The organism is Streptomyces sp. AC550_RSS872 (assembly GCF_019049285.1).
GTDB lineage: Bacteria > Actinomycetota > Actinomycetes > Streptomycetales > Streptomycetaceae > Streptomyces.
On sequence record NZ_JAGMUL010000015.1, the window covers coordinates 195,999 to 215,990 of the forward strand.

The 19,992-nt window shown below is 71.8% G+C and carries 14 protein-coding genes and 1 riboswitch; of the genes, 5 read left to right on the forward strand and 9 right to left on the reverse strand.

The genetic code is table 11. The annotated features are described in order from the left end of the window. Nucleotides 1–62 precede the first annotated feature (62 nt). A complete protein-coding gene (locus tag KUM44_RS07215) occupies nt 63–1,190 on the reverse strand; it encodes a cobalt-precorrin-5B (C(1))-methyltransferase (RefSeq protein WP_217206918.1) in 1,128 nt (375 codons plus the stop codon). A 30-nt stretch (nt 1,191–1,220) separates the two neighbouring features. Here KUM44_RS07215 and KUM44_RS07220 point away from each other — a divergent pair, with 30 nt between their 5' ends. Both KUM44_RS07220 and KUM44_RS07225 read left to right on the forward strand, forming a co-directional pair. Continuing rightward, on the forward strand, nt 1,221–1,982 hold the full coding sequence (locus KUM44_RS07220; RefSeq protein ID WP_217206919.1) for a cobalt-precorrin-6A reductase: 762 nt from the start codon (nt 1,221–1,223) through the stop codon (nt 1,980–1,982). 35 nt (nt 1,983–2,017) lie between these two features. Then, nucleotides 2,018–3,229 carry a HoxN/HupN/NixA family nickel/cobalt transporter gene (locus KUM44_RS07225; protein ID WP_254389201.1) on the forward strand — a complete coding sequence of 404 codons (1,212 nt, stop codon included), beginning with the start codon at nt 2,018–2,020 and terminating at the stop codon, nt 3,227–3,229. Here KUM44_RS07225 and KUM44_RS07230 read toward each other — a convergent pair. The 3 genes from KUM44_RS07230 to KUM44_RS07240 are packed head-to-tail and all read right to left on the reverse strand — an operon-like array spanning nt 3,214 to nt 6,597. Further along, complete coding sequence (locus KUM44_RS07230; RefSeq protein WP_217206921.1) at nt 3,214–4,701, reverse strand: precorrin-2 C(20)-methyltransferase; 1,488 nt, start codon at nt 4,699–4,701, stop codon at nt 3,214–3,216. The two genes, KUM44_RS07225 and KUM44_RS07230, sit on opposite strands and share 16 nt — an antisense overlap. Then, on the reverse strand, nt 4,698–5,324 hold the full coding sequence (locus KUM44_RS07235; RefSeq protein ID WP_217206922.1) for a precorrin-8X methylmutase: 627 nt from the start codon (nt 5,322–5,324) through the stop codon (nt 4,698–4,700). The genes KUM44_RS07230 and KUM44_RS07235 overlap by 4 nt, the downstream gene beginning before the upstream one ends. A 7-nt stretch (nt 5,325–5,331) precedes the next feature. Then, nucleotides 5,332–6,597: a nitrite/sulfite reductase gene (locus KUM44_RS07240; protein ID WP_254389152.1), complete on the reverse strand. Its 1,266-nt coding sequence runs from the start codon at nt 6,595–6,597 to the stop codon at nt 5,332–5,334. A gap of 82 nt (nt 6,598–6,679) precedes the next feature. Further along, nucleotides 6,680–6,825, forward strand: a riboswitch (cobalamin riboswitch). 30 nt (nt 6,826–6,855) lie between these two features. Between KUM44_RS07240 and cobN the strand changes: the two genes are divergently transcribed. Continuing rightward, the gene (gene cobN, locus KUM44_RS07245; RefSeq protein WP_217206923.1) at nt 6,856–10,440 is read left to right on the forward strand and encodes a cobaltochelatase subunit CobN; all 3,585 of its coding nucleotides are present in this window, start codon (nt 6,856–6,858) and stop codon (nt 10,438–10,440) included. Nucleotides 10,441–10,529: 89 nt separating this feature from the next. On the opposite strand, the gene KUM44_RS07250 is transcribed toward cobN, so the two are convergent. Next, nucleotides 10,530–12,185, reverse strand: a complete 1,656-nt coding sequence (locus KUM44_RS07250) for a cytosine permease (RefSeq protein WP_217206924.1) — start codon at nt 12,183–12,185, stop codon at nt 10,530–10,532. Between the two features lie 299 nt (nt 12,186–12,484). On the opposite strand from KUM44_RS07250, the gene KUM44_RS07255 reads away from it, so the two are divergent. Next, the gene (locus KUM44_RS07255; protein ID WP_217206925.1) at nt 12,485–14,173 is read left to right on the forward strand and encodes a dolichyl-phosphate-mannose--protein mannosyltransferase; all 1,689 of its coding nucleotides are present in this window, start codon (nt 12,485–12,487) and stop codon (nt 14,171–14,173) included. Nucleotides 14,174–14,197: 24 nt separating this feature from the next. On the opposite strand, the gene KUM44_RS07260 is transcribed toward KUM44_RS07255, so the two are convergent. The 3 genes from KUM44_RS07260 to KUM44_RS07270 are packed head-to-tail and all read right to left on the reverse strand — an operon-like array spanning nt 14,198 to nt 18,362. Continuing rightward, on the reverse strand, nt 14,198–15,727 hold the full coding sequence (locus KUM44_RS07260; RefSeq protein ID WP_217206926.1) for an aldehyde dehydrogenase family protein: 1,530 nt from the start codon (nt 15,725–15,727) through the stop codon (nt 14,198–14,200). Nucleotides 15,728–15,743: 16 nt separating this feature from the next. Beyond that, a complete protein-coding gene (locus tag KUM44_RS07265) occupies nt 15,744–17,150 on the reverse strand; it encodes a VOC family protein (protein ID WP_217206927.1) in 1,407 nt (468 codons plus the stop codon). A gap of 21 nt (nt 17,151–17,171) precedes the next feature. Next, on the reverse strand, nt 17,172–18,362 hold the full coding sequence (locus KUM44_RS07270; protein WP_217206928.1) for an FAD-binding oxidoreductase: 1,191 nt from the start codon (nt 18,360–18,362) through the stop codon (nt 17,172–17,174). 116 nt (nt 18,363–18,478) lie between these two features. On the opposite strand from KUM44_RS07270, the gene KUM44_RS07275 reads away from it, so the two are divergent. Further along, entirely contained in the window at nt 18,479–19,387 is a 909-nt protein-coding gene (locus tag KUM44_RS07275; protein WP_217206929.1) for a LysR substrate-binding domain-containing protein, read from the forward strand. A 269-nt stretch (nt 19,388–19,656) separates the two neighbouring features. Here KUM44_RS07275 and KUM44_RS07280 read toward each other — a convergent pair whose 3' ends face one another. Further along, a complete protein-coding gene (locus KUM44_RS07280; protein WP_217206930.1) occupies nt 19,657–19,881 on the reverse strand; it encodes a twin-arginine translocase TatA/TatE family subunit in 225 nt (74 codons plus the stop codon). Between the last annotated feature and the right edge of the window lie 111 nt (nt 19,882–19,992).

Genomic DNA, 19,992 nt, shown 5'->3' on the forward strand with positions numbered 1-19,992 from the left:
TGGTCGCGCCCACGCGGCGGAGCCGCACATGTCACAGCCCCGCGCCCCTTGGGGCGTTGTGGTCAGGGAGGTCCGCTCAGCGTGCTGCGGCCCACGATCGTGCCCGCCCGGTCGATGCAGATCACGTCGACCGCGACGGGTGCGCCGCGCAGCACGGCCAGGGCCTCGTCGCGGGCGGTGACCGCCACCAGGTCGCCGAGCGGGACCCCGGCCGCCGCGCACAACTGGAGGGCGGCCAGCCCGGTGTTGGCGGCCGCCACCTCGGCGGCGAGCGCCTCGTCCGCGCCGCCGCGCCGGGCCAGGTCGGCCAGGAAGCCCTTGTCGACCTGGGAGCGGGCGGAGTGCAGGTCCAGGTGGCCGGCGGCCAGCTTGGAGAGTTTGGCGAAGCCCCCGCAGATCGTGAGGCGGTCGACGGGGTGGCGGCGGACGTACTTCAGGACGGCGCCCGCGAAGTCGCCCATGTCGAGCAGGGCGTCCTCGGGGAGGTCGTACGCGGCGACGACCGTCTTCTCCGAGGTGGACCCCGTGCAGCCGGCCACGTGGGTGCGCCCGGCCGCCCGCGCCACGTCCACGCCGCGCCTGATGGAGTCGATCCACGCCGAGCAGGAGTACGGGACCACGATGCCCGTGGTGCCGAGGATGGAGAGGCCGCCGAGGATGCCCAGGCGGGGGTTCCAGGTGGAGCGGGCGATCTCCTCGCCGTGGTCCACGGAGAGGGTGATCTCGACGTCGCCGCTGCCGCCGTGCCGTTCGGCGACCAGGGCGACATGGTCGCGCATCATCTGCCGGGGCACGGGGTTGACGGCCGGTTCGCCGACGGGCAGCGGCAGTCCGGGCCGGGTGATCGTCCCCACGCCGGGGCCCGCCTTGAACACGACCCCGGCCCCGGCGGGCAGCCGCCGCACGGTCGCCCGGATCAGCGCGCCGTGGGTCACGTCCGGGTCGTCTCCCGCGTCCTTCACCACGGCCGCCATGGCATACGCGTCCGTCAGTTCCTCGGCCGCCAGGGCGAAGGACGGCGTCTGGCCCTTGGGCAGAGTGATCGGCACCGGGTCGGGAAACTCCCCGGTCAGCAGCGCGGTGTACGCGGCCGTCGTCGCCGCCGTCGCGCAGGCGCCGGTCGTCCAGCCGTGCCGTAGACCGGTGTGCTTGAGTTGGGCGCCGCGGCCGCCCTTGGCCTCGCTCGTCATGCCTCACTCTTCGAAAGGGAACCGGACTTCGTGCACGTACTGATTCTGGGCGGGATCACTGAGGCCCGTCGCCTCGCCGAACTGCTGGCGGCCGACCCCGTGCCCGGGCTGCGCGTGACGAACTCGCTGGCCGGACGGGTGGCCGCGCCCCGACTGCCGCCCGGCGAGGTGCGCGTGGGCGGCTTCGGCGGCGCCGACGGGCTGGCCGCGTGGCTGCGCGAACACGAGGTGGACGCGCTCATCGACGCCACCCACCCTTTCGCCGCAAGGATCAGTTTCAACGCGGCGCGGGCCGCCGCCACCGCCCATGTTCCCCTGCTCGCGCTGCGGCGCCCCGGCTGGGTCCCGGTGGCGGGGGACGACTGGCGCGAGGCCGACTCGCTGGAGGAGGCGGCGCGGCTGCTGCCGGGGGTCGGCCGGCGCGTGTTCCTGACGACCGGGCGCATGGGGCTCGCGGCCTTCGCGGACCTCACCGGCCTGTGGTTCCTCGTACGGTCCGTGGACGCGCCCGAACCGCCGCTCCCGCCCCGCATGGAGGTGCTGCTCGACCGCGGCCCCTTCACCCTCGACGGGGAACGCGAACTGCTGCGCAGGCACCGTATCGACGTGGTCGTCACGAAGGACAGCGGGGGAGCGGCCACCGCGCCGAAGCTGCAAGCGGCACGCGAGGCCGGGGTGCCCGTGGTCGTGGTGCGCAGGCCACCGGTCCCCGAGGGGGTGCGGATCGTGGCCGAACCCGAGCAGGCGCTGCGCTGGTTGGCCACCCGTCCGTCTTTCCCGGCCGCTGGCTGAAACCTGACCCGAGCTTTGCCGCGTGGATCTTTTACCTGCAACCCGTGTGCAGCAGGCTCAAGAGTGTGGCTGAAAAGAACCGGACACCGAGATGGCACCGCATCCGCGCCTCGATGACCCGCAAGGAATGGACGAGCCTCGGCGCGATGGCCGCGTTCATCGTGGCGCTGCATGTCATCGGCTGGTTCACGCTGGTCGCGATCGTGGCACCGCACCACTACAGCCTCGGTGAGAAGTCGTTCGGCATCGGCATCGGCGTCACCGCGTACACGCTGGGCATGCGGCACGCCTTCGACGCCGACCACATCGCCGCCATCGACAACACGACCCGCAAGCTGATGAGCGAGGGGCAGCGGCCGCTGTCGGTCGGCTTCTGGTTCTCCCTCGGCCACTCGACCATCGTCTTCGTCCTCGCCCTCCTGCTCTCCCTGGGCGTGAAGGCACTGGCCGGTCCGGTCACCGACGACCATTCCCGGCTGCACGACATCACCGGCTGGATCGGCACCACCGTCTCCGGGGCCTTCCTCTACCTCATCGCGATCATCAACCTGGTGATCATGGCCGGAATCTGGAAGGTCTTCCGGCAGATGCGCTCCGGCCACTTCGACGAGGCCGCACTGGAGCAACAGCTCGACAACCGCGGCTTCATGAACCGTCTCCTCGGCCGCGTCATGAAGTCCATCACCCAGCCCTGGCAGATGTACCCCCTGGGCATGCTCTTCGGCCTCGGCTTCGACACGGCCACGGAGATCGCCCTGCTGGTGCTGGCCGGCTCGGGCGCCGCCTCCGGCCTGCCCTGGTACGCGATCCTCTGCCTGCCGGTCCTGTTCGCGGCCGGCATGTCGCTGCTGGACACCATCGACGGCTCGTTCATGAACTTCGCCTACGGCTGGGCGTTCTCCAAGCCGGTCCGCAAGGTCTCCTACAACCTCACCGTCACCGGCCTGTCCGTCGCCGTCGCCCTCCTCGTCGGCACCGTCGAACTGCTGGGCCTGATCGCCGAGAAGGCGCACCTGCACGGCGCCTTCTGGGACCGGGTCTCCGGACTCGACCTCAACATCATCGGATACGTCGTCGTCGCACTGTTCTTCGCCACCTGGGCCGTCGCCCTGCTGGTGTGGAAGGTCGGCCGGATCGAGGAGAAGTGGACGGCGGGGATGGCCCAGGGACCCACCCCCGCCGAACCGGGACCGGTCCCCGCCGAACAGGGAGCCGAGCAGGCGCCCCGGCCTCACGCGTCCGGGTAGCGGCGCGGCGTCCAGACGACGTCCTCGCCGTTCCCACGCCGTACGACCTGCGTCTGCGAGGAACCGACCAGCAGGATCGTGCGCATGTCGACCTCGGCCGGATCGAGTTCGGCCAGCCGCACGATCCGCACCCGCTCCCCGGATCCGCCGACGTCCCGCGCGACCACGACCGGGGTCTCGGGCGCCCGGTGCTCAAGAAGCAGTTCGCGGGCCTTGGCCACCTGCCAGGTACGGCTGCGTGAGCCCGGGTTGTACAGGGCCAGCACCAGATCCGCCGAGGCCGCCGCGTGCAGCCGTTCGGCGATGACCTCCCACGGCTTCAGCCGGTCGGAGAGGGAGATGGTGGCGTAGTCGTGCCCGAGCGGGGCGCCCGCGCGGGCGGCGGCCGCGTTGGCGGCGGTCACCCCCGGCAGCACCCGCACGGGAATGTCCGCGTACTCCTCCTCCGACGCGACCTCCAGGACGGCCGTGGCCATCGCGAAGACCCCCGGATCGCCCCCGGAGACGACGGCCACCCGCCGCCCGCGCCGGGCCAGTTGGAGCGCGAACTCGGCCCGCTCGGCCTCGACCCGGTTGTCCGAGCCGTGCCGGAGCTGACCGGGACGGACCGGCACCCGGTCCAGGTAGGTGGTGTAGCCGACCAGGTCGTCGGCGGCGGCGAGCGCACCCCGCGTCTCGGGAGTCAGCCACAGCGGACCGGCCGGACCGGTCCCGACCACGACGACCTCGCCCAGTTCCCGCACTTCGGGCTCGGCGTCGACCTGGCTCGGCAGCACGGCGACCGAGAAGTACGGCACCGACTCCGGATCCACGTCGGCCAGTTGGGCCAGCCGCTCCCCGCTCATGGTGGCCCGCTCGACGTACCGCGCATCGCCCAGCCGCCCCGAACTCTCCAGCGCGCCGCGGACCTTGGTGAAGGTACGGCCCAGCTTCATCACCACGGCCGCGTCGGTGGCGGCGAGCCGGGCGGTCAGCTCCTCCTCGGGCAGGGTGCCCGGCAGGATGGTCAGCACCTCCTCGCCCTCCGCGAGGGGGGTGCCCAGACGGGCCGCGGCGGCGGACACGGAGGTGACACCGGGGATGACCTCGGTGTCGTAGCGGTCCGAGAGCCGCTTGTGCATGTGCATGTAGGAGCCGTAGAAGAGCGGGTCGCCCTCCGCGAGGACGGCGACCGTCCGGCCGGCGTCGAGGTGCGCGGCGAGCCGCGCGGCGGCCTCGGCGTAGAAGTCGTCGATCGCGCCCTGGTAGCCGCCGGGGTGGTCGGTGGTCTCGGTGGTGACCGGGTAGACCAGCCGTTCCTCGATGTGGTGTTCCCGGATGTGCTTCGCCGCGATCGAACGGGCGATGGACCGCCCGTGCCGCGCGCTGTGGTACGCGATCACGTCCGCCTCGGCGATGACCTCCACCGCACGCACGGTCATCAACGACGGATCGCCGGGGCCCAGCCCGACGCCGTACAGCTTCCCGCTCACTCTTCCTCACTAGCGATCGCGTTGAGCGCGGCGGCGGCGATGGCGCTGCCCCCGCGTCGGCCACGGACGATCAGGTGCTCAAGGCCCGACGGATGTTCCGCCAGCGCCTCCTTCGACTCGGCGGCCCCCACGAATCCCACCGGCACACCTATGACGGCGGCCGGTCGGGGAGCGCCCTCCTCGATCATCTCCAGGAGCCGGAACAGCGAGGTCGGCGCGTTCCCGACGGCGACCACGGAACCCTCCAGCCGGTCCCGCCACAGCTCCATGGCGGCCGCGCTGCGCGTGGTGCCCATCTCCGCGGCCAACTCGGGGACGGCCGGGTCGGACAGGGTGCACAGCACGTCGTTGTCGGCGGGCAGCCGCTTACGGGTCACGCCGCTGGCCACCATCTGCACATCGGTGAAGATGGGCGCACCGGCCCGCAGGGCCTCCCGGGCACGCGCCACCACCCCGGGTGAGTACGCGAGGTCGCGCACGAGGTCGACCATCCCGCAGGCGTGGATCATCCGGACCGCGACCTGACTGACGTCGGCGGGCAGGCCCGCGAGGTCCGCCTCCGCGCGGATGGTGGCAAAGGACTGGCGGTAGATGGCCGCACCGTCCTTCTCGTACTCGAACACCGTGCTCCTACAGGTCATGCGTGCGGGCCGCCGCCAGGTCGGCGGCGAGCTTCGATGGGTTGTCGGTCGTCGTCGTGGCGCGAACCCGGCCGTCTTCCACGACGGAGATCAGGTAGCCGCCGTCCGGTGCCGCGACGACGTCCACGTGATCGCCGCGCGGACGACCGCACCGGCGCTCGCAGCCGGACCAGTACGCCGGCAGCCCGCCGCCCGTGCCGAGCGACGCGGCCGCGTCCGTACGGATGTCCGCCCGCGACTTGGCGCAACCGGGTCGTCCGATGCAGGCACCGATGCCGATCCAGACAGAGGACGGGTCCGTGATCAGACCGACGGAGTCTAGGCCGGGAAGCCGGTCGGAGCGCACTGTGGGAAGGATCACTCCCCGCCAAGGTGTCAGGCGCAGTTCCCCGGATGCGGTCGCCGTCAGCTCGGTCCACTGGGCGGCGGTGAGCCGGCCCAGCGGGGCGAGAACGGACAGGCTGGTCGTGCCGTCGGGGCCGGTGACGACGCCGGCGGAGGGGGACGGCTCGCCCGCGAGCGGCCAGGCCGGGGAGACCTGCCCGGCCCCCAGCCGCCGTACGACCTCGTGCGCCAACTCATCGGCAGGAGCCGGGAGTTCGGCCACCCGCCAGACTTGGCCGGCACTCGCCTCCAGGAACACCTCGGCGGCCAGAAGCGCGGCCCGAGGGGCGTCCTCGGCGCTCAGGACGGCGACGGAGTCGGCGGCCCCGACCCGCAGCCACACAGCTCCGTCCGGCGCCGCCCGCAGCGTCACGTCCGCGTCGAGCCCGGCCACGTCCCCGCGCCCGTCGTCGAGCGCGAACAGGAACCGCCCGGACAGCCGGGCGGCCGCCTCGCTCGCGCACAGCAGCTCGTCCAACGCCCGCAGCCACGGCCGTACGTCGGTGTGGCCGCGCCCGTCCAGACCGGACAGCGGCGAGGCCACCACGTTGCGCACGCGCTCGTGCCGCCACGACGGCAGCAGCCCGGCCGCCTCCAGCCGGCCCGCCAACTCCCTGCCGCAGCCGGTCGGCAGACCGCGCAGCTGGACGTTGCCCCGCGAGGTCAGATGCAGCTCCCCGTCGCCGAGTTCGAGCGCGGCCCGGCCGATTTCCCGCGCCTGACCGACCTGAAGCACACCCCCGGGAATCCGGATCCGGGCGAGTGCGCCGTCGTCCGCCGTGTGGAGCCTCAGTGCGCCCGGGCATGCGTCGTCGCGGTCCCGTGTGGCCCCTGTGGCCTGGGACGACGGACGGATGGAGGGCGTGGACATGGCGGCGAGCATACCGACCGCCCCGGCGACCGTACGCCGCCGCCTCCGCATGCCGACGGCTGTTCCCGTGGCCCTTACTATGCTTCTCGGTGGATCATCCGGTCCGCCACCGCCACGACGGCGACAGGGGAGGAAGCCGGTGCGAATCCGGCGCGGTCCCGCCACTGTGAGCCCACCCCGCCAGGGTCGGGTGAGTCAGGAACTCCCGCCGTCAGACACCACCCGGGGCGCGGACACCCCGAGGAAGGCCGACGCCGCATGATCCTTCTGTTGTCGACGTCCGACACCGACCTGCTCAGCGCCCGTGCGGCGAACGGCCCCGTGCCCTACCGCTTCGCCAACCCCGCCCGGCTCCCGCTCGACGACCTGCCCGCGCTCCTGGACGGCGTCGACCTGGTCGTCGTACGCCTCCTCGGTGGTCTGCGCGCCTGGCAGGAGGGCCTCGACCTGCTGCTCGCCGACGGCCGCCCGGTCGTCGTCCTCACCGGCGAACAGGCCCCGGACGCCCAGCTGATGGCCGCCTCCACGGTCCCGGTCGGCATCGCCGCCGAGGCCCACGCCTACCTCGCCCACGGCGGCCCGGCCAATCTGGAGCAGCTCGCCCGGTTCCTGTCGGACACGGTTCTGCTGACCGGCCACGGCTTCGAGGCACCGGCGCCCGCGCCGAGCTGGGGCCCGCTGGAGCGCGAGTCCCGGGCCGACGGCCCGACCATCGCCGTGCTGTACTACCGCGCCCACCACATGAGCGGCAACACGGCCTTCGTGAGCGCCCTGTGCGACGCGATCGAGGAGGCCGGCGGCCGGCCGCTGCCGCTGTACGTCGCTTCCCTGCGGGCTCCCGAGCCCGAACTCATCGACGCACTGCGCGCCGCCGACGCCATCGTCACCACCGTGCTCGCCGCGGGCGGCACCAAGCCCGCCGAGGCATCCGCGGGCGGCGACGACGAGTCCTGGGACGCGGGCGCCCTGACCTCCCTCGACGTGCCGATCCTCCAGGCCCTGTGCCTGACCGGATCCCGGTCCGCCTGGGAGGAGAACGACGAGGGCGTCTCCCCGCTCGACGCCGCCAGCCAGATCGCCGTGCCCGAGTTCGACGGCCGGCTCATCACCGTGCCGTTCTCCTTCAAGGAGATCGACGCCGACGGCCTGCCCGCCTACGTCGCCGACCCCGAGCGGGCGGCGCGCGTCGCCGGAATCGCCGTACGCCACGCGCGTCTTCGCCACATCCCGGCCACCGACAAGCGCCTGGCCCTGGTCCTGTCCGCCTACCCGACCAAGCACTCCCGGATCGGCAACGCGGTTGGCCTGGACACCCCCGCCAGCGCCGTCGCGCTGCTCAGGCGGCTGAAGGACGAGGGCTACGACTTCGGCGACAGCGACATCCCCGGCCTGGCCTCCGGCGACGGCGACGAACTGATCCGCGCACTCATCGAGGCCGGCGGCCACGACCAGAACTGGCTCACCGAGGAGCAGTTGGCCCGCAACCCGGTGCGGATCCCGGCGGCCGACTACCGGCGCTGGTTCGCCACGCTCCCTCAGGAGCTGCGGACGGCCGTCGAGGAGCACTGGGGCCCGGCGCCCGGCGAGATGTTCGTCGACCGCAGCCGCAACAAGGAGGGCGACATCGTCCTCGCGGCCCTGCGCTTCGGCAACCTGCTGATCCTCATCCAGCCGCCGCGCGGCTTCGGCGAGAACCCCATCGCCATCTACCACGACCCGGACCTGCCGCCCTCCCACCACTACCTGGCCGCCTACCGCTGGATCGCGGCCCGCGCCGAGGACGGCGGTTTCGGCGCCGACGCGATGATCCACCTCGGCAAGCACGGCAATCTGGAGTGGCTGCCCGGCAAGAACGCCGGCCTGTCCGCCGCCTGCGGCCCCGACGCGGCCCTCGGCGACCTGCCGCTGATCTACCCCTTCCTGGTCAACGACCCCGGCGAGGGCACCCAGGCCAAGCGCCGTGTCCACGCCACCCTCATCGACCACCTCGTCCCGCCGATGGCCCGCGCCGACTCCTACGGCGACATCGCGCGCCTGGAGCAACTCCTCGACGAGTACGCCCAGATCTCCTCCATGGACCCGGCCAAACTCCCGGCCATCCGCGCCCAGATCTGGACCCTCATCCAGGCCGCCAGGCTCGACCACGACCTCGGCCTGGACGACCGGCCCGACGACGACGGCTTCGACGACTTCCTCCTGCACGTCGACGGCTGGCTGTGCGAGGTCAAGGACGCCCAGATCCGCGACGGCCTGCACGTCCTGGGCCACGCGCCGGCCGGCGCCGACCGCGTCAACCTGGTCCTGGCCATCCTGCGCGCCCGCCAGATCTGGGGCGGTACCACCGCACTGCCCGGCCTGCGCGAAGCCCTCGGCCTGGACGAGTCCGCCGCGACCCGCACCACCGCCGACGAGGCGGAGGACAAGGCCCGCGCCCTGGTCCAGGCGATGGACGACGCGGGCTGGGACCCGGCCGCCGTACCCGCCGAGCACGGCGAACAGGTCGCCGCCATCCTGGAGTTCGCCGCCCGCGAGGTCGTCCCCCGCCTCACCGCGACCACCGCCGAACTCGACCACGCCCTGCACGCCCTGAACGGCGGCTTCGTCCCCGCCGGCCCCTCCGGTTCCCCCCTGCGCGGCCTGGTCAACGTCCTGCCGACCGGCCGGAACTTCTACTCGGTCGACCCGAAGGCCGTTCCGTCGCGCCTCGCCTGGGAGACGGGCCAGGCCCTCGCGGACTCGCTGCTGGAGCGCTACCGCACCGACAACGGCGACTGGCCCACCTCCGTCGGTCTGTCCCTCTGGGGCACGAGCGCGATGCGCACGGCGGGAGACGACGTCGCCGAGGCCCTCGCCCTGCTCGGCGTCCGCCCCGTCTGGGACGACGCCTCGCGCCGGGTGACGGGCCTGGAGGCCATCCCGTACGAGGAGTTGGGCCGCCCGCGCATCGACGTGACCCTGCGCATCTCCGGCTTCTTCCGGGACGCCTTCCCGCACACCATCGGCCTGCTCGACGACGCCGTACGACTGGCCGCCTCGCTGGACGAACCGGCCGAGGTCAACCACGTCCGCGCCCACGTCCAGGCCGACCTGGCGGCCCACGGCGACGAACGCCGCGCCACCACCCGCATCTTCGGCTCCCGCCCCGGTACGTACGGCGCCGGACTGCTCCAGCTCATCGACTCCCGCGACTGGCGCACCGACGCCGACCTCGCCGAGGTCTACACGGTCTGGGGCGGCTACGCCTACGGCCGTGAACTCGACGGCCGTCCGGCGCGCGACGAGATGGAGACGGCGTACAAGCGCATCGCGGTCGCGGCGAAGAACACGGACACCCGCGAGCACGACATCGCCGACTCCGACGACTACTTCCAGTACCACGGCGGCATGGTGGCCACGGTCCGCGCCCTGCGCGGCACCGCCCCCGAGGCGTACATCGGCGACTCCACCCGCCCCGAGACGGTCCGGACCCGCACGCTCGTCGAGGAGACCTCGCGCGTCTTCCGCGCCCGCGTCGTCAACCCGAAGTGGATCGAGGCGATGCGCCGCCACGGCTACAAGGGTGCCTTCGAACTCGCCGCCACCGTGGACTACTTGTTCGGCTACGACGCCACGACCGGCGTGATCGCCGACTGGATGTACGACAAGCTCACCGAGACCTACGTCCTGGACCCCACCAACCGCGAGTTCCTCCAGGAGGCCAACCCCTGGGCCCTGCACGGCATCGCCGAGCGGCTGCTGGAGGCGGAGTCGCGCGGCATGTGGGAGAAGCCGGACCCGGCGGTGCTGGAGGCGCTGCGGCAGGTGTACCTGGAGACCGAGGGTGACCTGGAGGGCGGCGAGTGAGGTACTGCCGCCGCACGTGACACGGCGAAGGGCTCCCGCAAGCAGGTGCTTGCGGGAGCCCTTCGCCGTGTCGTCGGGGTGGAGCGCCGTCAGGTGACAGCGGGCGCGGCCGGCAGTACGTGGTCGCCGACCTTGTCCGTACTCAGGCACAGGGAGCAGACGACGGCGTCGTGCGTCTGGCAGGACGCCACGTCGGGGCGCTCGAACCGCTGCCGGCACACATGGCAGTCGTAGGTGACGGCACTGGGGTTGCCGTCCTCGTCCAGGAGCGGCTCGGCGATGCCGTCGTCGGTGCGGCGCAGGTAGTACCTGCCCTTGGTGACCACGGCCATCAGCGGCGTGAGGACGAAGGCGATGACCGCGGCGGCGACTGGGGAGTACGGCTGGAGGGTGTCGCCGAGTGCGTGGAAGTACATGGCGATGGAGAGGCCGGAGGCGGCGACGAAGGCCACCACGCCCACGGGGTTGACGGCGTAGAGCATGCCCCGGCGGAACTCGGGCTGGAGCGGGGAGAGCTTCAGCAGGTACTTGTTGACGCCGATGTCGGTGGCGACGGTGACGACCCAGGCGATGGCGCAGTTCGAGTAGAAGCCCAGGATGCTGTTGAGGAAGCTGAACATGTCGGCCTCCATCAGCGCGAGCGCGAAGGCCAGGTTGACCAGGACGAAGATCATGCGGCCCGGGTAGCGTCCGGTGACGCGGGTGAAGGAGTTCGTCCAGGCCAGGGAGCCGGAGTAGGCGTTCGTCACATTGATCTTGATCTGGCTGATCACGACCAGGGCGACGGCCAGCGGGACGACGATCCAGGACGGCAGCATAGCGTCGAAGGCGTGCTTGAACTGCTGGATCGGCTCCGGTGCCGCGGTGGGGCCCACCTCGGCCAGGATGTAGACCGCGAGGAACACGCCGATGGCCTGCTTCAGGGCGCCCAGCACCACCCAGCCGGGCCCGGCCATCACCACGGCCGTCCACCAGGCGCGCTTGTTCGCCTCGGTCTTGGGCGGCATGAAGCGCAGGTAGTCGATCTGCTCGCCGATCTGCGCGATCAGCGAGAGACACACGCCCGCGCCGAGCAGTACGGCCGCGGTGTTGACGCCGCCCTCCCCGTCGGTGCCGGCGTAGGCGAGGAACCGGTCGACGGTGCCGGGGTCGGTGGCGACCAGGTAGACCAGCGGGCCGACCATCAGCAGCAGCCAGATCGGCGTGGTCCACACCTGGAGCTTGCTCAGCGCCTTCATGCCGTAGATCACCAGAGGGATCACCATGAGCGTGGAGACCAGGTAGCCCAGCCACAGCGGCAGTCCGAGGCCCAGCTTCAGGCCCTGGGCCATGATGGAGCCTTCGAGGGCGAAGAAGATGAAGGTGAAGCTGGCGAAGATGACACTGGTGAGGACCGAACCGAAATATCCGAAGCCGGATCCGCGGGTGATGAGGTCCAGGTCGATGTTGTAGCGGGCCCCGTAGTAGGCCAGTGGGAATCCGGTCACGAAGATGACGACGGCCGCGACGGCTATCGCGAGCAGCGCGTTGCCGGTGCCGTGGGCCAGGCCGATGCCGGCGCCGATGGAGAAGTCGGCCATGTAGGCGATGCCGCCGAGCGCGGTCGTGGCCACCACCATCGGGGTCCAACGGCGGTAACTGCGCGGCGCGAAACGGAGGGTGTAGTCCTCCAGAGTCTCCTTGACCGCCTGGTCGGCGGATGGTGTGGGGTCTGTCGCAGCCGACCGTGACTCTGTGGTGCTCATGTCACGCCTCCCGGTGGCGCTCGGTTCGGGTGGTGGGGGGATGCGTGGGAGCCCCGCTCGGCGTCGTCGGCAGGACGGGGAGCCGACGGATCGTCATGAGCCCTCAGGAGGGCCTGTATACGATTCCGATCCCACGGGCTGCCACGTTAGAAAGCGGTTGTTTCCGTGGGGGTCGACTGATGTGAACGGGATGTTTCCTGGACCTCGCTCTGTGTGGCCGTGCGCGAAGCCCCGCCGCCCTGCTGGGCTCGGCCCGGCTCGGTTCAGTCCGTTCGAGGCCGTCCCATTAAGGTCGTCCGATGACGAGTAGCAGCGTGTCGCGTGCCCACGTCCTCGACGGCACCCCTCCAGCCACGGCAGCCGACAACTGGCGGGATCGTCTACGCCTGTTCGGGTACACCGCAGGCCCCCGCACCGACACCCGCGAACGTCTCGTCCCGCCCTTCCCCGAGCATGCGCGGGCGCCTCGGGCCGCACAGGCGATGAGTTGGCTGGGGCCCGTACTCGTCGCCGTCCTGGCCGGGGCGCTTCGCTTCTGGCACCTCGGAAGCCCCCGGAGCCTCGTCTTCGACGAGACCTACTACGCCAAGGACGCCTGGTCCCTGCTGAAGCTGGGCTACGAGGGCACCTGGCCGGACCGTAAGGTCGCCGACCCGCAGATACTCGCGGATCCTCAGGTGATCCCGCTCTCCGACACCGGGGCCTTCGTCGCGCATCCGCCGATGGGGAAGTGGGTGATGGCGCTCGGCGAGTGGGGGTTCGGCCTCACCCCGTTCGGCTGGCGCTTCATGACGGCCGTCCTCGGCACGCTGTCCGTGCTGATGCTGTGCCGGACAGGCCGCCGCCTGTTCCGCTCGACGGCGCTGGGCTGCCTGGCCGGCGCGCTGATGGCGGTGGACGGACTGCACTACGTGATGAGCCGTACGGCGCTGCTCGACCTCGTCGTCATGTTCTTCGTGCTGGCGGCGTTCGGATCCCTGCTCATCGACCGCGACCACGCACGGGCCCGGCTCGCGGCAGCCCTGCCGGTCGGCGAGGACGACCGCGCCCGCCCCGACGCGCTCACCGGCGACCGGGTCGGGACGGGCATACGCCCGTGGCGCCTCGCCGCCGGTCTCTTCCTGGGACTCGCGGCCGCCACCAAATGGAACGGCCTGTACTTTCTCGCCTTCTTCATGGTCCTGACCCTGCTGTGGGACGTCGGTGCCCGTCGCGTGGCGGGGGCGCGGCGCCCCTACCTCGCCGTTCTGCGCAAGGACCTCGGCTGGTCGGTGCTGTCCGTCGTGCCGGTCGCCGTGGTGACGTATCTGCTGACGTGGACCGGCTGGTTCCTGTCCGACAACGGCTACGCACGCCACTGGGCGGACGGCCGCGGCGGCACCTGGTCGTGGATCCCGGCGTCGCTGCGCAGCCTGTGGCACTACGAGTACGGGGTCTACCAGTTCAATGTCGGGCTGCACTCCTTCCACAAGTACGAGTCCAACCCCTGGAGTTGGCTGGTCCTCGGCCGCCCCGTGCTGTTCGACTACGAGTCGGTGCCGGCCGGGCGGGACGGCTGCGGCACGACCGCCGACTGCTCGCAGGCGATACTCGCGCTGGGCACACCGCTGCTGTGGTGGTCGGCGTGCGGGGCGCTGCTGTATCTGCTCTACCGCTGGGCACTGCGCCGCGACTGGCGGGCCGGCGCCGTCCTGTGCGCGGTGGGCGCCGGCTATCTGCCCTGGTTCCTGTACCAGGACCGTACGGTCTTCTCCTTCTACGCGGTCGTCTTCGTGCCGTACCTGTGCCTGGCCGTGGCGATGGTGCTCGGCGCGCTGCTGGGGCCACGGGGGGCGAGCGAGAAACGCCGAGTGTGGGGTGCGGTGCCGGCGGGCGCGCTGGCGCTGCTGATCGCCTGGAACTTCATCCACTTCTTCCCGGTCTACACCGGCCAGACGATCCCGTACGCCGACTGGCACGCCCGGATGTGGTTCGACACCTGGATATGAGCCGGAGTGCGTCCGCCGGCTCGATCAGAGGAAGCTGACCCCCTGGGCGAGGGCGAGTTCGCCGGAGTAGTTGATGGTGTTGGTGGCCGAGCGCATATATGCCTTCCAGGCATCGGAGCCGGACTCGCGGCCGCCGCCGGTGTCCTTCTCACCGCCGAACGCGCCGCCGATCTCGGCTCCCGAGGTGCCGATGTTGACGTTGGCGATGCCGCAGTCGGAGCCGGCCGCGGAGAGGAAGATCTCGGCTTCCTGCTGGTCGCGGGTGAAGATGCTGGAGGACAGGCCCTGGGGGACGTCGTTGTGCAGGGCGATGGCCTCGTCGAGGGTGTCGTAGGTGAGGACGTACAGAATGGGCGCGAAGGTCTCCTCCCGTACGACGTCGGACTGTTCCTCGACGCGGACCAGGACCGGCTCGACGTAGGCGGCCGAGGGCGCGGCCTCGGCGAGCCGCCGGTTGCCGCCGGCCAGTACCTTGCCGCCCTCGGCCTGGACGCGGGCGACGGCGGCCCGCATGGCGTCGAGGGCCTTGGCGGAGATCAGCGGGCCGACCAGGGTCGTCTCGTCGAACGGGCTGCCGATCGGGAGCCTGCCGTAGGCGGCGGTCAGCCGCTCGACGAGCGTGTCGGCGATGTCGCGGTGGACGATGAGCCGGCGCAGGGTGGTGCAGCGCTGGCCCGCCGTGCCGGCCGCGGCGAAGACGATGCCCTGGACGGCGAGGTCCAGATCGGCGGACGGAGCGACGATCGCGGCGTTGTTGCCGCCGAGTTCGAGCAGGCTGCGGCCGAAGCGCGCGGCGACCCGGGGGCCGACCTCGCGGCCCATGCGGGTCGAACCGGTGGCGCTGACCAGGGCGACGCGGGGATCGTCGACCAGCTTCTCGCCCACCGAGCGGTCGCCGAGCAGCAGGCGGTGCACGTCGCGCGGCGCTCCGACCTCGTCGGCGGCCCGGGCCAGCAGATGGTCGCAGGCCAGGGAGATCAGCGGGGTGAGCTCGGAGGGCTTCCAGATCACGGTGTCGCCGCAGACGAGGGCGACGGCCGTGTTCCACGACCACACGGCGGCGGGGAAGTTGAACGCCGAGATCACGCCGACCACACCGAGGGGATGCCAGGTCTCGGCGAGACGGTGGCCGGGGCGTTCGGAGGCGATCGTACGGCCGTACAGCTGCCGGGACAGACCGACCGCGAACTCGCAGATGTCGATCATCTCCTGGATCTCGCCCAGCGCCTCGGAGCGGATCTTGCCCGCCTCGATGGTGACGAGGTCCGCCAGGTCGCTCTTGTGCTCACGCAGCAACTCGCCGAGTCGGCGCACGAGTTCACCGCGGCGCGGGGCGGGCGTGGTGCGCCAGGTCAGGAAGGCCGCACGACCGGCCGTGATCGCCTCGTCGGTGTCCGCCCCGGTGGCGGCCGGCAGCGCGAAGAGGCCCTCGCCGGTCAGGGGCGTGCGGGCCTGGAAGTCGCCGCCCTCGGGAACAACGGCTCCGATGCGGTCCAGGGCCGTCCGGGCGCGGGCGCGCAGCTCGTCGGTCGTGGGCAGAACGGTGCGGGTCATGACGCTCCTTGTCAGATCAGGGGGTGTGGGCGGTGAGGGGGGCGAGGCCGAGCCGCTCGCTCACCTGCGCGAGGGAGGCGTTGCGCTGCTCCGCGTAGAGCGCGAACGGATCCAGCACCTCGCGTCCGATGGCGCCGGACAGCCAGGCCGCGTCGTAGGCGGTGCCTTCCCGGTCGTTGTCGCGGATGCCCTCGCCGCCGAGGTTGGACTGGAAGATTCCGGCGGCGGAGCGGGGCAGGAAGTCCTCGTAGACGATGGGCTCGGCCTGTACCCAGCCCTGCCGGACCAGTTCGCCGAGGGTGGCGGGCGGCCCGCTCCCGTCACGGGTCCGGTCGTCCACGAGCCGGTAGGTGAAGTACGCCAGTCCCCGCGCGGCGAGTTCCTCCTCGCTGCCCGGCATGTGCTGCTCCCACACCGCGCGCGCGATGTCCCCGCGGGACTCGGCGGGGCTGCGGGCCGCCCGCTCGTCGACACGGCCCAGAAGCCGGTCGTAGAGCGCGCGGCCCTGGCGGGTGAGGGCGATGCCGCGGGCCTCGACCTCACCGAAGCGCACCCGCAGGGCGCCGCTCTCGACGCTGCCGTCCGCGAGACGCATCGCGCGCGGCTCGGCCAGCGCCCGGAAGGAGGTCTGCCGCAGCAGGACGTCGGGGCCCTTCCAGGCCGGCGGGCCCTGGATGGTGTCGATCATCTCGATGCCGCGCTCCGTCATACGGCGGTACAGCTCGTCGATGTCCAGGACGCGCGGGGTGAGGTGGTTGATGTGAGTGCTGCGGACGCCGCCGATGTCCGCGGCGACGGCGGAGATCCGCTCCAGGGTCCCGTACCACGCCCTGTCGACCGGCTCGCTCGACAACTCGAAGGCTCCGACGGCCAGTTGGAGGAACCGCTCGGCGTCGCCCTCGGGCAGCCCCCGGTCGGCCTCGGCGCGGTCGGCCAGGGTCAGCAGTTCGGGCGGGAACAACTCGCGGGCGGCGAGGAAGGCCTCCAGGCGGGCGCGCAGCTCGGCGTCGAAGAAGCGGGGGTCGGCCGGTGTGAGCAGGGAGGTGAACACCCGGAAGGGGTTGCGGGCCAGTTCCTCGCCGTCGACCGGGCGGAAGGCGGTGGAGACGACGGGCACCGCGCTGGCGGCGGCCTCCCGCAGATCGTAGAAGCCGACCGGACGCATGCCGAGGGCGCCGAAGACACGGGCGACCTGCCGGAGTTCGCCGGGTGTCCCGACGCGGATGGCCCCGTGCCGTTCGGCCGTCACCCGGCCGATGGAGCCCAGGCGCTCGGCGTCGGCGCCCTGCTCACCGAGGACGTCCTCGTTGACCTCGCGCGAAACGTCCACGAGCGTGCTGTAGGCGGGCACCTCCTGCCCGTACATCCGCGACAGCCGCGCTGCGAACGCGGCCCGCAGCTGCCACTGACTGATCGTTGCCATGCGTCGGCCTTTCTACGGGGGTCACACCACGTGGGCTTCGGGGCGGATCCCGGCGCCGTGGTGGAACCGGTCGGCGCTGAGCGGGGAGATGTCGGTGAACGGCTCACGGCCGAGGCAGAGGTCGCGTACGACCTCGCCGACCGCGGGCGCCTGGAGGAAGCCGTGGCCGGAGAACCCGGTCGCGTAAAGGAAGTTGGGCAGCCGGGCCGAGCGGCCGATCAGAGCGTTGTGGTCCGGCGTGACCTCGTACAGGCCCGCCCAGCCGCCGACCGTCCGCAGGCCGGCCAGCGCCGGGGCGCGGCGGCGGGCCGCGGCGCGGAACAGCTCCAGCCACTGCGGGGTCCACGTGGTGTCGAAGCCGTCCTCCTGCCCGGGGTCGGCCAGCCCGAACAGCAGCCCGTCGTCGCTGTTGTGGAAGTAGGCGCTCGAGGAGAAGTCGATGGTGAACGGGATGCGCGGTGCGGGCGGCGCGAGCGGTTCGGTGAACGCCAGTTGCCGTCGCACGGGCCGGACGGGGAGGTCGACCCCGGCCATGGCGCCGATCTGCGCCGACCATGCGCCCGCCGTGCAGATCACGGTGCCGCAGACGATGGGTCCGTGGCTGGTGTGCACGCGGGTGACGCGTTCCCCGGCGGTGTCGAGGCCGGTGACGGCGGTGTGGGTGGCGAGGGTGACGCCGGAGCGTGCGGCCGCCCGGGCGTATCCCTGGACGACCAGGCCGGGGCGGGCGTGTCCGTCGGTGGGGGAGTGGACGGCGGCCACCAGGCCGTCGGTGCTGATGTAGGGACACAGGCGCAGCGCCTCGTCGGCACCGATCATGCGGCTCGGCACGCCCAGGCTGTTCTGGAGGGCGACGGCGGCCTCGAAGGTGCTCGCCTGCTCTTCGTCGTCCAGCAGAAAGAGGTAGCCGACGGTGTCGAGCCCGATGTCGGCGCCCGGCCGGTGCGGGAAGTCCCCGTAGGCCCGCAGGCTGCGGCTGCCCAACTCGATGTTGAGCGGGTCGGAGAACTGGGCGCGCACGCCCCCGATCGGCTTGCCCGAACTGCCGCGGCCGAGGTCACCGCGCTCGACGACGACGATGTTGCGCACCCCCGCCTCGGTCAGGTGGAACGCGATGCTCGCACCCATCACGCCGCCACCGATGACCACGACATCGGCGGAGGACGGCACGGCACGGTGGACGGAGGAGGACAACGGGCCACTCCCTTGCATGCTGTGAGTACAGAGGTACACAGGGATGCCGATCAGCTATCTGTGCGTCATCGTGCAGCAACCCAAACCTTGACGTCCATCAACAGTTACTGCGAGAGACCTTTTAGAGTTCCTACATGGACTGGACGAGTGCGCAGCTGCGCGCCCTGGTGGAACTGACCCGGCGCGGCACCCTCACCGCTGTCGCGGAGGCCCTCGGATACACCCCCGGCGGTGTCTCCCAGCAGATCGCGGCGCTGGAGAAGGCCACCGGCATGCAGCTGCTGCGCAAGGTCGGGCGCCGGGTCGAACTCACCGACGCCGGGGCGACCCTGGCCCTGCACGCCGAGCGCATCCTCACCACGCAGGCCGAGGCCGTCGAAGCGCTGGAACGCACCCGCAACGAGATCTCCGGGACGCTGCGGATCGGGCTCTTCGCGACCGCCGCCGCCGAGATCCTGCCTCCGGCCTTGCGGCGGATCCGCGACCTGCACCCGGGCGTCACCGTGCGCAGCCGGGACATGGACGTGGACGAGGTGTACGAAGCGGTCGCCGGCGGCGGCGTCGACCTGGCGCTCGGCCTCGACTACCCGGACGTACCCATCCCGCGAGATCCGTCGCTGCGGGTGCGGGAACTGTTCCGGGAGCGCTTCTCGCTCGCGGTGCCCGCGGGAGCGATGCCGGGCCGACGGCGTATCTCCCTCGCCGACGCCGGGGAACAGGGCTGGATCCTGCCGTCCGTCGGCAGCTACTACGGCCGTGCCGTGCTCACTGCCTGCCGCCGAGCCGGATTCGAACCACAGGTCCTCCACGAGGTGACCGACACGGCCGCCACCCTCGCCCTGGTCGAGTCCGGCGTGGGCGTCAGCGTCGTGACGGACCTGATGCTGCGGCTGCGCCCGTCCCGCCTCGATGTGCTGGAGCTGGAGGAGACGATGGAACGTCACATCGTGGTCGTGGTCCGCTCCTTCGCCGAGGGCCGGCCGACGGTGACCGCCCTGGTCGACGTCCTGCGAGCCCCCTCGGACGGTTCCTCCTGCACATGACGGAAGGCCCTCACGGCTGGTGATCCAGCGGGTCGCCGGCCCGCCGAGCCGCCCGCTCAGGCCGCTGTCCCAGGCCCTGAGCAGGGACGAGGTCCTCGCGCTAGAGGTGATGGCGGGTCAGGGCGTCCGGCTCTCTCTCCTCCAGCTGGATCGACACCGCCGGGTGCACGAGCCGGACACTGGTGGTCGGGAAGCTGCCCGGCCGCAGCCGGCCCGTGGCGCCGGTGGCGAGTGGCGCACCTCGGGGGAGCGGGCTTCGTCGGTCACTGTCAGTGCTGCTGTGTGCCCTGGGGCTTCGGGTCGTCCGGGTGGACCGTCTCCCCCTGGATCACCCGGGGCACCCCCGGATCGTCCCCGTCCTTCATCGCCCGGGCCTCGGCCTTGAGGATGCGTGCCGACTTGCCCGCCGAGCGCGTCAGTTCGGGCAGCTTCTTCGCGCAGAGGACGGCTATGACGACGAGGAGGATGATCGCGAGTTCGCTCAGTCCGAACATGAGGGTCCTGTCCTTCTGGAGGGCCGGGGGGAGCGGCGGGTCGGTGCAGGTGGAGCGGTATCCCGCAGCATGCCATGGGCGCGCCTCCCCGGCACCCCTGAAATCTACAGC

What these genes read in the sequence shown, in the direction of transcription:
- KUM44_RS07250 (WP_217206924.1), bottom strand. Translation starts at nt 12,185, where the DNA reads ATGAGCACCACAGAGTCACGGTCGGCTGCGACAGACCCCACACCATCC.
- KUM44_RS07275 (WP_217206929.1), top strand. Translation starts at nt 18,479, where the DNA reads ATGGACTGGACGAGTGCGCAGCTGCGCGCCCTGGTGGAACTGACCCGG.
- KUM44_RS07215 (WP_217206918.1), bottom strand. Translation starts at nt 1,190, where the DNA reads ATGACGAGCGAGGCCAAGGGCGGCCGCGGCGCCCAACTCAAGCACACC.
- KUM44_RS07265 (WP_217206927.1), bottom strand. Translation starts at nt 17,150, where the DNA reads ATGGCAACGATCAGTCAGTGGCAGCTGCGGGCCGCGTTCGCAGCGCGG.
- KUM44_RS07255 (WP_217206925.1), top strand. Translation starts at nt 12,485, where the DNA reads ATGACGAGTAGCAGCGTGTCGCGTGCCCACGTCCTCGACGGCACCCCT.
- KUM44_RS07240 (WP_254389152.1), bottom strand. Translation starts at nt 6,597, where the DNA reads ATGTCCACGCCCTCCATCCGTCCGTCGTCCCAGGCCACAGGGGCCACA.
- KUM44_RS07270 (WP_217206928.1), bottom strand. Translation starts at nt 18,362, where the DNA reads ATGCAAGGGAGTGGCCCGTTGTCCTCCTCCGTCCACCGTGCCGTGCCG.
- cobN (WP_217206923.1), top strand. Translation starts at nt 6,856, where the DNA reads ATGATCCTTCTGTTGTCGACGTCCGACACCGACCTGCTCAGCGCCCGT.
- KUM44_RS07280 (WP_217206930.1), bottom strand. Translation starts at nt 19,881, where the DNA reads ATGTTCGGACTGAGCGAACTCGCGATCATCCTCCTCGTCGTCATAGCC.
- KUM44_RS07260 (WP_217206926.1), bottom strand. Translation starts at nt 15,727, where the DNA reads ATGACCCGCACCGTTCTGCCCACGACCGACGAGCTGCGCGCCCGCGCC.